General features: G+C 40.4%; 13 protein-coding genes. 4 read left to right on the top strand and 9 right to left on the bottom strand.

Going from position 1 to position 12,975, the window contains the following annotated elements; genetic code table 11:
* Window positions 1-133: 133 nt before the first annotated feature.
* The gene (locus tag BMW59_RS04550; RefSeq protein ID WP_093047954.1) at window positions 134-958 is read left to right on the top strand and encodes an aldo/keto reductase; all 825 of its coding nucleotides are present in this window, start codon (window positions 134-136) and stop codon (window positions 956-958) included.
* Window positions 959-1,449: 491 nt separating this feature from the next.
* Here the strand turns inward: BMW59_RS04550 and BMW59_RS04555 are convergent, their stop codons facing one another.
* A complete protein-coding gene (locus BMW59_RS04555; RefSeq protein ID WP_093047956.1) occupies window positions 1,450-2,286 on the bottom strand; it encodes an STAS domain-containing protein in 837 nt (278 codons plus the stop codon).
* Between the two features lie 122 nt (window positions 2,287-2,408).
* Between BMW59_RS04555 and BMW59_RS04560 the strand changes: the two genes are divergently transcribed.
* Window positions 2,409-2,783 (top strand): winged helix-turn-helix transcriptional regulator, encoded by a 375-nt coding sequence (locus BMW59_RS04560; RefSeq protein WP_093047958.1) that lies wholly within the window; start codon window positions 2,409-2,411, stop codon window positions 2,781-2,783.
* Window positions 2,784-2,914: 131 nt separating this feature from the next.
* On the opposite strand, the gene dapF is transcribed toward BMW59_RS04560, so the two are convergent.
* The 6 genes from dapF to BMW59_RS04585 all read right to left on the bottom strand — a co-directional run bounded on the left by dapF (window position 2,915) and on the right by BMW59_RS04585 (window position 9,396).
* On the bottom strand, window positions 2,915-3,883 hold the full coding sequence (gene dapF / locus BMW59_RS04565; protein ID WP_093047960.1) for a diaminopimelate epimerase: 969 nt from the start codon (window positions 3,881-3,883) through the stop codon (window positions 2,915-2,917).
* A 311-nt stretch (window positions 3,884-4,194) separates the two neighbouring features.
* Entirely contained in the window at window positions 4,195-4,365 is a 171-nt protein-coding gene (locus BMW59_RS21525; RefSeq protein ID WP_177174181.1) for a hypothetical protein, read from the bottom strand.
* 185 nt (window positions 4,366-4,550) lie between these two features.
* Window positions 4,551-5,537 (bottom strand): metal ABC transporter substrate-binding protein, encoded by a 987-nt coding sequence (locus BMW59_RS04570; protein ID WP_093047962.1) that lies wholly within the window; start codon window positions 5,535-5,537, stop codon window positions 4,551-4,553.
* Window positions 5,538-5,807: 270 nt separating this feature from the next.
* Window positions 5,808-6,575, bottom strand: a complete 768-nt coding sequence (locus BMW59_RS04575) for a PRC-barrel domain-containing protein (protein ID WP_093047964.1) — start codon at window positions 6,573-6,575, stop codon at window positions 5,808-5,810.
* Between the two features lie 90 nt (window positions 6,576-6,665).
* The gene (locus BMW59_RS04580) at window positions 6,666-8,354 is read right to left on the bottom strand and encodes a glycoside hydrolase family 13 protein (RefSeq protein WP_093047966.1); all 1,689 of its coding nucleotides are present in this window, start codon (window positions 8,352-8,354) and stop codon (window positions 6,666-6,668) included.
* Between the two features lie 13 nt (window positions 8,355-8,367).
* Complete coding sequence (locus BMW59_RS04585) at window positions 8,368-9,396, bottom strand: substrate-binding domain-containing protein (RefSeq protein WP_093047968.1); 1,029 nt, start codon at window positions 9,394-9,396, stop codon at window positions 8,368-8,370.
* A gap of 140 nt (window positions 9,397-9,536) precedes the next feature.
* Between BMW59_RS04585 and BMW59_RS04590 the strand changes: the two genes are divergently transcribed.
* Complete coding sequence (locus tag BMW59_RS04590) at window positions 9,537-11,528, top strand: S9 family peptidase (protein ID WP_093047971.1); 1,992 nt, start codon at window positions 9,537-9,539, stop codon at window positions 11,526-11,528.
* Window positions 11,529-11,619: 91 nt separating this feature from the next.
* Here BMW59_RS04590 and BMW59_RS04595 read toward each other — a convergent pair whose 3' ends face one another.
* The gene (locus tag BMW59_RS04595) at window positions 11,620-11,862 is read right to left on the bottom strand and encodes an HPr family phosphocarrier protein (protein ID WP_093047973.1); all 243 of its coding nucleotides are present in this window, start codon (window positions 11,860-11,862) and stop codon (window positions 11,620-11,622) included.
* A 160-nt stretch (window positions 11,863-12,022) separates the two neighbouring features.
* On the opposite strand from BMW59_RS04595, the gene BMW59_RS04600 reads away from it, so the two are divergent.
* The gene (locus BMW59_RS04600) at window positions 12,023-12,661 is read left to right on the top strand and encodes an NUDIX hydrolase (RefSeq protein WP_093048502.1); all 639 of its coding nucleotides are present in this window, start codon (window positions 12,023-12,025) and stop codon (window positions 12,659-12,661) included.
* 58 nt (window positions 12,662-12,719) lie between these two features.
* On the opposite strand, the gene BMW59_RS04605 is transcribed toward BMW59_RS04600, so the two are convergent.
* Window positions 12,720-12,953, bottom strand: coding sequence for a YrhC family protein (locus tag BMW59_RS04605; RefSeq protein WP_093047975.1), 234 nt, complete (start codon window positions 12,951-12,953; stop codon window positions 12,720-12,722).
* Window positions 12,954-12,975: the final 22 nt, after the last annotated feature.

Consider the following 12,975-nt stretch of genomic DNA (forward strand, 5'->3'; position numbering starts at 1 on the left):
CTTTGCTTCGTTTTCTATGTATATGCCCATCACAGCATGAGAGTGTCTGTCTTATCAAAATAGGATTGTAAGGCGCTTACATACAAGGTTATGATATACTTGTGAATGAGATACTATTTGGAGGAGTGATTAGATGAAGGTGATAACTCTTAATAACGGGGTGACCATGCCTCAGCTTGGATTCGGAGTATGGCAAGTCGAAGACGACAAAGCAACACCAGCAGTTATCAAAGCATTGGAAACCGGTTACCGTTCGATTGACACAGCTATGATCTATAAAAATGAACGTGGTGTAGGGAAAGCGATCAGACAAAGCAGCGTGCCAAGAGAAGACCTCTTCATTACCACAAAAGTGTGGAATGCCGACCAAGGATACGACACTACATTAAAAGCTTTTGATGAGAGTCTAGAACGCCTCGGTCTGGAATACGTCGATCTTTATCTCATTCACTGGCCAACTCCTGAATTTGATGATTACGTAGATACATACAAAGCGATGGAGAAGCTGTATAAAGACGGGCGTGTCAAAGCGATTGGCGTCTGTAATTTTGAAATTCACCATCTTCAGCGCCTGTTAGATGAGTGCGAGGTTAAACCAGTATTGAATCAGGTGGAATGCCATCCATTTTTAGCCCAGAATGAATTAAAAACCTTTTGCAAAAAACATGATATTTACGTAGAAGCCTGGAGTCCGCTTATGCAGGGCGGCGAAGTTCTGAACCACCCTGTCGTTCAGGGGATTGCCCGGGACCATAACAAAACAGGCGCCCAGATAATCATACGCTGGCACCTGCAAAACGATTCAATTGTTATTCCAAAATCAGTGACTCCTTCACGAATTGAAGAGAACTTCGATGTGTTTGATTTTGAATTGACGGATGATGAAATGGAACTAATTAATAATTTAGACCGTGGCATAAGAAAAGGACCGAAACCTGATGAAATGAATGTGAGGTAGCCCTCAATAAGGGTTAAGTGAAAATACAAATAAAATACAAATAAAATAGCGGGATAAACCTCATTAATTAAAGAGGCTGGGACAAAAGAATAGTAATTATAAAGAAAGCCGAACAAATCTTATGATTTTTGTTCGGTTTTTCACTTTTGTCCTTAATAAAAAATCAACTCTGATAAATAGTAATTGCAGTGATTTCAGTCCGCCAGGCGGACGCTTGCCCAAGGGCTTGTCTTCAGCTAAATTCAACTCAGTCTGGAGCTTCGTTGAATTGGATCTTCAGACTGCGCTTAATCCCTGTGGCGTCGCCGCCTTCTGTCCTTCAATCAAAGCAGAGGATAAAATTATTGTTCGTCCTTTACAAACTTGTCTTTAGTTTTGTCTCAGCCTCAATTCTCTGGGCTTTCATGCGGGGAATTATTTAAATATTGTTTTTACTTGACTCGGGAAAAGAGACAGCTTTTTGATGAACCACGCCTTGATTTATAAGGCGATTAATTATTGTCTTTGATTATTTCCATACTTGTTAATGCCTGTTTAACAGTCGCTTTAATACTCACTTTTTCAAAGGTTATATCCTGCTGAATGACTGTCATGGCAATGTTTGACCGGACACCAGTGAGGGTAATATACACACCAATAAGATCTAAAGATTTAATAACCAAGTTTAAATGTGAGGCTACTATATCATCTATTTTGGGCACTCCCGACAGATCAAAAATCAGTCTGTTAATTTTACGGTCTTTACATTGCTGAAGCGTCTCATGCAGTAAATACCGGCCTCTTGATTCATCAATCGCCCCGATAAGCGGACAAATGGCTGTGTTTCCGGTCACATTAATGATAGGAACAGACAATTCATTCAGCTTTTCATTAAACTTTTCTTCTTTCTGATTTGATAAGGAGACATGGAAATTCAATACTTCTTTAACAGCATACTTAATCTCTTTATTCAGTAAATCATGGATATATAAAAGTTCATCGGCTGTAAGATTAAAAATATCCTGAGCTTCTTTTTTGAACATTGTCCAAATAGTTTTTGACATGTCGTAAAGACCGTCAATCACAGTTGTAACAGCAACACTGTTTCCCATCAGTTGCTGCTCTTTAATATTTCCAATAAGAGGCGTTAACGGGCGTTTACGTGAAGAGGAGGCTAATAAGTTTTCCTGAAAGCGATGAAGAAATTGAAAGAAGATGTCTCTAAGAGGGGCTGTATCATGGAGGCTTGACATGTCTTCATGGCTGAGGACTTTACTAATAAGCTCATTTTCATTTTCTACTAGATAATTAACAATGGATTGGGATATATCTCTTCTCTCTCGAGTCATAGTCTTCCAAAAACTCCTTTATTTAAGACCTTTAAATGGATTAAAGTGATGTGATTACTAGTGTGGCACAGATTTTTCTCTTATGTAAGAAGTATATTTTTATATACCAGGGAGGAACGGTTATGGAAACAAAAGAAATTAAGGCTATAAAAGCGACATTGGATATTGTCTGCGGCAAATGGAAAGCAGCTATATTACTGCTGCTGATGGGAAGAACGCTGAGGTTCAGTAAAATTAAATCAAGCCTGCCTTTAATTAACCATCAGACCCTCATTAAACAATTAAAGGAACTTGAAAAGGACGGTTTAATTGAGAGAAAATCCTATAAGGAGGTCCCACCCAGGGTTGAATATTCCGTGACGGAATATGGAGCTGAATTAGAAGGGATGCTGAAAGAAATGATGGATTGGGGAAAAAAACATTTGGAACTAAATTCCAGAATCCCTAAAGAAGATGAAATTATTATTCCGGTAGAAAGAGATAAAACGCATCAGTAAAAAAAGACGAGGCTGGGATAAACCCGGTGAAAAGAATAGCAGCCTTAAGACATTCAAACAAAATCTTAATGAACTGCCCCCTGTCTACTTGACAGGGGGCAGTACACTGGGGTCAGCCCCCACAAAATTTTTTATGCCATGTTTTCAGCTGCTTCTGCGAGTTTGGCATAGTTTAAAATTTCTTCTTCATAGGCTGTTTTTTCAAGGATTTCTGCATTTTCAGGATTTGAGAAGTCAATTTTTACACTAGCATTGAATTCATAAGTCGCATTTCCACGCAGGCGGATAAAATAATCTCCCTGGCCGTCTTTGTGGACGAGGCATTGAACCATTCCTCCCGGATTAAGAACAGTTATTTTTTCATCAAATTGATTCAGCCCCAATAAGCATGAGACGAGGCTTGAAGCTGACATCGCCGTGCCGCAGGCATTCGTCAATCCCACCCCGCGCTCGAAAGTCTGAACGAAGACTCGTCCATCTGCAACTTTCTTTAAGAAACTGACATTCACGCCATTTGGCAGCACCTCTTTTAACATATTCGCCTTCTCTCCGATTTGCCTTACGTCAGTCTCATTAACTTCGTCTACCACAGTCACAATATGGGGATTAGGGACACTTAAAGCTGTAAAAGTTAAAGACGGGTGCAATTCTTTAATCGGCTTATCAATATGTTCCGGCTCATCTGACTTTAAAGGGATGATGTCAGGGCTTAAAGAAACGGGTTCAATAGCTACTTCGTATGTCGGAATGTTTTCAAAGATCTCTTCCACACGAGCCACTTCCAAATCCGCTTTCATTGTTTCAATTATGACCGTATCCCGGCCCATTTTCTCTGTTACATACCTTGCGACGCATCTTAAGCCATTTCCGCACATTTCCGCTTCTGAGCCGTCTGTATTAAACATGCGCATTCTCGCATCAGCCTGTTCACTGTGTTGTATAAATAATGTGCCGTCCGAACCGATTAATTTATTTCTCGCAGCAAGCTGCTTTGTAAGCTTCACACGCTCTTCATCTGTAAACGAATATTTTTCATCCATCTCATCAATTATAATAAAGTCATTTCCTGATCCATGGCATTTCAAAATGTCAATCTTCATACTTTTCTCTCCTATCCAATTCTTATCTCTTTCTAATGATAGTAGTTTTCTGTTCTCATGACAATTCATTTTAGGGAGGCATTTAACCCCTCATGTTTTTTATACAGGATCTCTTTTTAAAAATGCCGTCATACAATGAACGGCCCCCCCACCCGTTGATATGGAAAAATCGACGCACCTCTTCCTGAAAAATAATTTTTACCCGCTCATTAATTTTAACAGTTCTATTATACTTTACAGAATTTCCTTATACAGCTGAAAAAAAACCTGCCATTTTCAATGACAGGTTTCTATCTTGCAAACTATTTTATTTAACAGCAGTCACTTTCGTTTCCTTTCAGGACTAAACCGCCGCCCTGAGGTGTTTCCTGGTACTCCAGTGCCATGCCGCCTGTCTGGCCGTGAATGTGCTTATCAAAGGCAACTTTGATACCGTTAACTTCTTCCACTACATCATCTTCTGTTGGCTCATCCAGAGCCAATCCCAGCTGGGGACCGCCTCAACCCATGCCGGCAATAAAAATCTTGATGTTTGATGCGTTGTGTTCATTCAGGATCCCCTGAATGTATCCTTTTGCTTTGTCAGAAATATTCATCATTTCACCTCAATTAAAAATACATTTAAAGGTATTTTAACAAGATCTATGATGAAATTCAAAAGGTCTGCTTAATTTCCGCTTAAACCGTCAGTAAAGACTTCGGCATTATGTCTGATCATTTCCAAATAAGTCTCAGCCCCCGAACCTTCCTGTCCTACCGCGTCCGTATACACCTCTCCGGCTATCTCTACGCCTGCGTTTTCAGCTACAGTTTCCATATAACGCTGATCAACAGTCGTTTCAACGAATACAGCCGGAATTTCTTTATCCTGAATGACATCAATTAATCGATTGATCTGTCCGGATGTCCCTTCTTCATGGGAGTTAATTTCCCAGATTCCTTCAGTTTCAAAACCGTAATCTTCCCCGAAGTATTTAAATGCGTTTTCGCTTACTACAATTGTACGGTGTTCTTCAGGAACAGCCTCCACTTTTTCTTCAATCCAGGCATCCAGCTCATTTATCTCTTCTAAATAGGCATCTGCGTTTTCACGGTAAATATCTTCACCGGCCGGATCCCTTTCACTTAAATCATCTACAATATTTTCAATATAGTATGAAGCATTTTTAGGGCTCAGCCATGCGTGCGGGTCAGGTGCACTTTCTCCCTCAAGGGGAATTTCCGTCACTCCGTCGGATAACGTAAGAAGAGGCGTATCTGAAGCATTATCCACTATTCTTTCCAGCCATTCTTCCAGGCCTAACCCGTTAACATAAAAGACGTCGGAATCACTGACATTTCTGAAATCACTTGGTACCGGTTCATATTCATGCGGCTCTTCCCCTATCGGTACAATGTAATCTACTGTTCCTCTGTCCCCCAATACTTGTTCAGTCATATCTGCAATAATTGAAAAGCTGGCAGTTATATACAGTCCATCTTCCTGATTGTTAGTATTATTCTCAGTTTCATTAGTATTTGAATTATTATTCCCTGCAGCATCGTTTCCGCCGTTTTCATTTTCGTTAGCCGCATTATTTTCTCCGCACGCTGATAAAAGCAAAGCAAAAGAGACTAACGCTGCGGCCACCCCTTTAATTCTAAAACGATTCATTCTCTACCCTCTCCCTTTAAAAATAATATAGACTCACGTCTCAAATATACTATATGCCCTAAGTAAATGATGTTTCCTAAAATTCAATGTTTTAACCTGAACTATAAAAGTTGTGCGAAGGAAACTTTTAAATTACAAAGCAAATTATACCCAATATATTTATAGCTGTAAAGAATATTTTAAAAATTGTATTTGTAAAAAAATGGGGGGACTGACCCCCTTCACTTAAGAAAACACCTTCAACAGATGTGTTGAAGGTGTGTAAGATGATTATTTTTTATAATGGAGCCACAAGTCAGCTTCTCTTCTGTCACTTAAATCCATTTCCGGGCGGTATTCCGGTGCATCCTCAATTTGCTGGCGCGTGACATCTATTCTGATTTGTGCAGTATCCCAGAAGATTTCATCAATCCATTGCGGGGAGATGATAACTTTTTTACCACCTGGGAACCACTTACGGCTATCCACAATGAAGTATTTAATTTGAAAAGTAGATCCGTCAATCAACAGATCATCTATTTTACCAAATGTTTCATCTTTAACAGAAAGCGTATATCCGGTCACATTTTTCGCCTGGTGTACGTATGTCCTGTCATCACCTTGTTCCGGTTGAAGCAGCTGTGCTTCTTCATTCATCATATCATGCGGTGCTGCTGTGGTTCCCCATACACCGTTGCCAACCCAATAAGGATTCAGCCGGTAATGCAGTGTAAAATCTTTTTCAAACTTTCTCGTGACAGGTTCCTCTCCAGGGTCGGGTGATTTCTGCACCTCGTCGTTTGAAATTCCTGCGCGGATAACTTCATTCTGGTGATCGATTTTTTCGACAGAAGCAGGAGATATAAACGCCTGATCAGACAAGAAGGTTTTACCTGTATTAACTACTAAATAACGGATCGTCCATTTAATTTCATCAAAATACACGTCTTTTACTTTACCAATTTCTCCATCGTTACCGTAAACTGTATAAGAAGTAAGCCAACTATAATGAAGGAGCATATCAACCAGCCTTTCTGAAAAATAGAGTTCAGTTTCCATTTTCCCTTAACTTTCTCAGGAGAAACATCCTCTAAAACTAATCAGAGTGCTAATGGGTATATAAAAAAACGTTTCACACAGTACTCATTTTTACTTTCTAATTCGATAAACCCTTGCTTCGTATGGTTTCAATGTAAACTTATTACTTTCTGTATCTTCGAGTTCATAATTCGAAATAAACAGTTCTTTATTTGCCTGTTGGTATTCAGCAGGGATTTCTACTTGGGGGCTGTCCTCATAGAAATTACAGTAGACGAGCAATGTTTCCCCGTTAAGTTCCCGTTTATAAGCAAATACTTCTTCATTGTCATTAAGCATAATATCAAAACTTCCGTACACTACTGTCTCATTCTGATGACGAAGCTCTATCAGTTTTTGATAATAGGAAAAAATAGAGTTTTCATCATTGACAGCTGCTGCGGCATTAATTTCTTTGTAATTTGGATTCACTTGAATCCAAGGTTTCCCGGTTGTAAAACCTGCATTCTTACTGTCATCCCACTGGACAGGTGTTCTGGCGTTATCCCGCCCTTTCACATAAATTCTTTTCATAAGTTCCTCGTGGGATACACCTTCATCGCGTTTTTCCCGGTACATATTCAGTGTTTCTATATCTTTATAATCATTAATATCTTCAAACTGCACGTTTGTCATTCCAAACTCTTCTCCCTGGTAAATATAAGGCGTGCCCTTCATCATGTGGAGCAGTGTAGCAAGCATTTTAGCAGACTCTTTATGAAATTTGCCGTCATTACCAAACCGTGAAACCATTCGGGGCTGATCATGATTATTCATATACAGGCTGTTCCATCCATCTTGTTCGAGCGCTTTTTGCCATTTCACCAGATTATCTCTCAAGTCTTTTAAGCTAAGCGGACGAAGGTCCCATTTTCCTCCTGGTCCTGAGTCCAGGTCGACATGTTCAAACTGAAAAACCATATTCAGCTCTTCACTTTCTTCCTTTGTATAGTTAACTGCTTCATCAGGGCCTACGCCCGGCATTTCCCCTACAGTCATTACATCATAATCTTTTAACGCTTCTTCATGCATTTCATGGAGAAATTCATGAATGCGGGGGCCATTCATAAAGTATTGGCTGCCAGATACATACTTTTTACCCTCAGGGTTAGGAGCATCCGGCAATCCTGGCACTTTAGAGATAAAATTAATGACGTCCATGCGGAAACCGTCAATTCCTTTATCAAGCCACCAGCGCATCATATCATAAACTTCCTGCCGTACAGTGGGATTTTCCCAGTTCAAGTCCGGCTGTTTCTTAGAAAACAAATGTAAATAATACTCACCAGTCGTTTCATCATACTCCCAGGCCGATCCGCTGAAGGCTGAGTCCCAGTTATTCGGTTCGGAGCCGTCTTCTTTTCCAGGCCGCCATATGTAATAATCCCGATAGGGGTTGTCTTTGGACTTTCTGGATTCAGCAAACCAGGCGTGTTCATCTGAAGAATGATTGACCACAAGGTCCATAATAATTTTCAACCCTCTGTTGTGAGCTGCTTCTAATAATTCCTCCCAGTCTTCCATTGTTCCAAATTCATCCATAATGTCTTTATAATCACTAATATCATATCCATTGTCATCGTTTGGAGACTTGTAGACCGGTGACAGCCAGATGACGTCAATTCCGAGCTGTTTTAAATAATCAAGCTTTTCAGTAATGCCCTTCAAATCTCCAATCCCGTCCCCGTTGCTGTCATTGAAACTGCGGGGATAAATTTGATAAATGACACTTTCTTTCCACCATTGTTTTGTCTGACTCATTTTATCTGCCTCCTTATAAAAATAAACCTTTTGTTTTCGATCGTTCAAGAACAGATTTCCGTTCTATAAGTCTGTGTTTAACGATTTCATTTTTATTAATATTCTCCTTATTTTCCCTGAGCGATAAAATGAGCTCTACCGCTTTCTGCCCCATCTCCTCCAGAGGCTGTGCCATTGTTGTTAGAGGGGGAATAGCCATTTCTGCTGCCATTGTATTATCGTATCCAAGTACCGATATATCGTCTGGCACAGAAATGCCTTGTTCATAAGCTGCTGATAAAACACCCGCCGCCATTTCATCACTCACCGCAAACACGGCTGTAAATGGCTTTTCGGCTTTCAGGATGTTTTTAAAGCTCTCTTTTCCAGATTGGAAACGGAAATCACCATACGCTGTCAGAGATTCCTCTACTTTAAGATGATGGTCTTTCATTGTTCTTCGAAACCCTTCATCTCTCGGTTTACCAGCGATAGGGTCTTCCAGGCTCCCTCCTATAAAAGCAATCTGCTTATGTCCTTTTTCTATGAGATAACGTGTCCCGGTACAGGCCGCCTGATAATCATCTACTTTCACATAAGGAAAAGGGTGCGTTAATGATTGTGTTGACACAAAAACTGCAGGACATACCATACTATTAAGCATCTGGCCCTGGGATTCCGACAATTGGTCACTCGCATAAATAATGCCATCCACCTGTTTCTCTTTTAACACTTGCAGATCCTGAATCGCCCGGTCTTCTTTAGAGTCAGTATGACAGACAAAAAGGCTGTAACCCTCATTTCTTGCCGTTTCCTCCATTCCTTCCAGAAGCTTAGAAGCAAAGAGACCGGAAAGCTTAGGAAGCAGGACACCGATGGATTTTGTTTCACGTCCGACGAGACCTCTGGCAATCGCATTTGGAGTATAACCGAGTTCCTCGATTGTTTTTAACACGCGTTCTTTTGTTTTTTCACCATAACCTTTTTGACCATTAACGATCCGTGAAACTGTTGCAATAGATACCCCTGCCTGCCTGGCAACATCTTTAATTGTTATACTCACTTTATTTTTCTCCTTTTACGTAAACGTTTACTCTTTTTAATTTATCACAGTATGTAAACGGGTTCAACAAGATATTTATTTCGGTTTACGAATTTTTTTGATAAAATTTAAGATAAATCTGTTGGAAAAGGAGAGAACTAATGGAAACTAAAAGAACACTTACTATTGACGACTTAAAAAATATTAATGTTTTAACCGAGCCCCAGCCATCACCTGATGGAAAAGAATTTGCTTTTGTAAGACAGTTTATAACCGAAGAGGATAATTATAACTCCCACTTATTTGTCCAGCGTTTTAATGAGGACACACCAAGACAGTGGACTTACGGCCCGGGAAAAGTTCTCTCCCCACGCTATTCACCGGATGGCAGGTGGATCGTTTTTGTTTCAGCAAAAGAAGAAAAAGCAAAGCCCCAGCTGTATCTCCTGCCCTTAGATGGCGGTGAGGCTAAACAAGTGACTAAGCTTCCTAATGGAGCTTCCCAGCCGTATTGGTCGCCCGATTCTTCTAAAATCCTTTTCACGACTTCCTTTGAAAAAGGATCACAGCCGGACAATCAATTAAACGGTAAAGGTGACACTGAAGAAAAAAAAGCACCGCTGATTGTTGAGCGGTTAAAATATAAATCTGATGCAGCCGGTTTTCTGGATGAAACGAACAAGCAGCTTGCTTTGTATAATTTAAATAAGGATGCAATAGAGTTTATAACTGATGATGAATTTGATGACGAACCTTCCGGATGGTCACCTGACGGAAAAATGATTGCTTATCATTCAAACAAACAAGGCGACGAACATATTGGATCAGATATTTATATGATGGATATAAACACTAAAGAGCATTATCAATTAACAGACGGCAAAGGAATATTCTCTCACGGGGTATTCTCGCCTGATGGTAAAAAAATTGCCTGTTACGGACATACCAAACAATTCGCAGGAGCTACCCACTCAAAATTATGGATAATTGATGTAGCTGCACACGACGAAAAAAAATGTTTAACTGATCACTGGGACGTTCATATGGGCGATTCATGTATAGGAGATATCTTATCAGGACAATCGAACCCAGGTCCCCTGTGGACAAAAGACGGGAAGTCTTTGCTGGTGCAGGCAAGCGTTAAAGGCAGCACAAACCTCTATAATGTGTCACTTAACGGCGACATTGAACAAGTCACATCAGGGGATCATCATGTATACAGCTTATGCCTGCATCAGCAATCAGGAAAGATCATTGCAGGCATAAGCACCCCCGTAAACCCTGGAGAAATCTATTCCTCCTCATTAGAAGACAGGTCACTAAACGAACTGACTTCTATGAACAAACCTTTTACAGATAAAGTGAACCTGCAGACACCTGAAGAAATTATAAGTATGTCGAAAGACGGTAAGTCTGTACAGGGATGGCTTCTTAAACCGGCAGGATTCACTGAAGGAGAAACTTATCCTGGAATTCTTGAAATTCACGGCGGCCCCCATGCGATGTATGGAAATACTTTTTTCCACGAGCTCCAGCTGCTGGCTGCTAAAGGATATGCTGTTTTCTATGCCAATCCCCGGGGAAGCCACGGGTACGGCCAGGAATTCGTTAATGCCTGCAGGGGAGACTATGGAGGAATGGATTACGAAGATGTGATGGTGTTTACAGATACTGTAACAGACCATTATCCATGGATAGACAAGCAGCGTTTAGGAGTAACAGGAGGCAGTTACGGCGGGTTTATGACAAATTGGATTGTTGGACATACTAACCGCTTTAAAGCAGCAGCGACTCTGCGTTGTATATCCAACTGGATCAGTTTTTACGGTGTCAGTGATATTGGCTATTTCTTCACTGAGTGGGAAATAGGGACTGATCTATTAAAGGACCCTGATCAACTGTGGAAGCATTCCCCTTTAAAATACGTGAATAAAATAGAGACACCTTTGCTAATCATGCACGGGGAAAAAGATTTCCGCTGTCCTATAGAACAAGCTGAACAGTTATTTACCGCTTTAAAACAATCAGGAAAAGACACCCGATTTGTAAGGTTTCCTGATGCCAACCATGAGTTATCACGAAGCGGACCTCCGCATTTGAGGAAAGCAAGACTGCAAGAATTAACCCAATGGTTCGAAAAATATTTAAAATAAACAGAGTATAAGAAAATCCGTCCGGAAAGCAGCATATAAATGTCTTAAGTGCCGGCTTCCGGACGGATCGTGTTATGTTTTATTTTTTTGCTCACTTTTCAAACAGGCCAGCCTGCTCTAAGTCCTGAATAAATTGCTCATCAGGTTCTCCTTCAAACTCCAGCTCAATTTCCTGACCCGGCTGTAATGAGAGAGCCAAAATACCCAGCAGACTCTTTGCATCAATCACCCAATGCTCCTTTTTAATTAAAACGGTTCCGGAGATCTGGCTTGCACGGTTGACAAAATAACTGGCAGACTCAGCAAAAATAGGTTTTTTAACTGTTAACTTCATTTCCACAACACCTCCGACATTAGTATTCCCCCATTATATCCAACTTTCCCCTTAACGCCAAGGATAACCTTCAACTATTTTGAGGCAAGCAGTTTTCCCAATGGTAAACGAAAGATCTGGTATGATAAAAAGGAATGAAAGAAAGGAAGGTTGGTCTGGAATGAAGCAATTATCAGATTCTGTTCTTAAACATTTAAGAAATAAGAAAGCGACTGTCCTGGATAGTGAAACCTATACAAAGTTTGCTATTTTTGTACCTCTTATAGAACTAAATCATGAGTTACATTTTATTTTCCAGGTAAGATCCCGTCTTGTCCGCCAGCCTGGTGAAGTATGCTTCCCGGGAGGTAAAGTGGATAAGACCGATCCTACTGTTAAATACGCTGCCATACGGGAATTGAGCGAAGAACTTGGTGTTCCTCCTGCTGATGCAGAAATCTTAGGGGAACTCGATTACCTGGTGACCCCTTTTAGATTAATGCTCTTTCCGTTTATAGGGATTCTTCCACCCGACACGGCCTTTAATATTAATAAAGATGAAGTGGAAGATATCTTCTATGTTCCTGTTTCACAGTTATTAAACATGGAGCCGAAAGAACATTATATTAAACTTGAAGCAGTGCCGGAGGATAACTTCCCTTACCACCTTATACCAAACGGAGAAAACTATAATTGGCGAACAGGGGTTATAAACGAACAGTTTTACGAACACCAAAACTATGTCATCTGGGGACTGACAGCGAGAATTCTCACACATGCGTTAAAAGAACTTCACCCCACGGACAACCAGACAAAATGAAAGTAAAAAAGAGGGCATCCCTTTTGGGACCCCTCCATATAAAAACTTTTATATAAATCTATTCGTCTTCTACTATCAGTTTTTCTGTTTTAAGAGAAACACCATGTAATAGAACAGCACCTGCCAGTAAGATAGAAACAAAAACAATTAACCACTCCTGGGCGATCTGCACAGATTCACTCGGTATAACTGTGCCAATCATTAGAAAACCTGCCAGCGCAATTAAAATAAAGGCAAAACGCCGGTAATCTTCTACCTTGTGCTGTAATTTAGTAACTTTCTCTTCCGACATAATAAGCACCTCATTTAATACG

Source organism: Salipaludibacillus aurantiacus (assembly GCF_900111295.1).
GTDB classification, from domain to species: Bacteria; Bacillota; Bacilli; order Bacillales; family Salisediminibacteriaceae; genus Salipaludibacillus; species Salipaludibacillus aurantiacus.

Bases quoted from the DNA above. Each gene is read 5' to 3' on its own strand.
- BMW59_RS04550 (WP_093047954.1), top strand. From the start codon at position 134: ATGAAGGTGATAACTCTTAATAACGGGGTGACCATGCCTCAGCTTGGA.
- BMW59_RS04555 (WP_093047956.1), bottom strand. From the start codon at position 2,286: ATGACTCGAGAGAGAAGAGATATATCCCAATCCATTGTTAATTATCTA.
- BMW59_RS04560 (WP_093047958.1), top strand. From the start codon at position 2,409: ATGGAAACAAAAGAAATTAAGGCTATAAAAGCGACATTGGATATTGTC.
- dapF (WP_093047960.1), bottom strand. From the start codon at position 3,883: ATGAAGATTGACATTTTGAAATGCCATGGATCAGGAAATGACTTTATT.
- BMW59_RS04570 (WP_093047962.1), bottom strand. From the start codon at position 5,537: ATGAATCGTTTTAGAATTAAAGGGGTGGCCGCAGCGTTAGTCTCTTTT.
- BMW59_RS04575 (WP_093047964.1), bottom strand. From the start codon at position 6,575: ATGGAAACTGAACTCTATTTTTCAGAAAGGCTGGTTGATATGCTCCTT.
- BMW59_RS04580 (WP_093047966.1), bottom strand. From the start codon at position 8,354: ATGAGTCAGACAAAACAATGGTGGAAAGAAAGTGTCATTTATCAAATT.
- BMW59_RS04590 (WP_093047971.1), top strand. From the start codon at position 9,537: ATGGAAACTAAAAGAACACTTACTATTGACGACTTAAAAAATATTAAT.
- BMW59_RS04595 (WP_093047973.1), bottom strand. From the start codon at position 11,862: ATGAAGTTAACAGTTAAAAAACCTATTTTTGCTGAGTCTGCCAGTTAT.
- BMW59_RS04600 (WP_093048502.1), top strand. From the start codon at position 12,023: ATGAAGCAATTATCAGATTCTGTTCTTAAACATTTAAGAAATAAGAAA.
- BMW59_RS04605 (WP_093047975.1), bottom strand. From the start codon at position 12,953: ATGTCGGAAGAGAAAGTTACTAAATTACAGCACAAGGTAGAAGATTAC.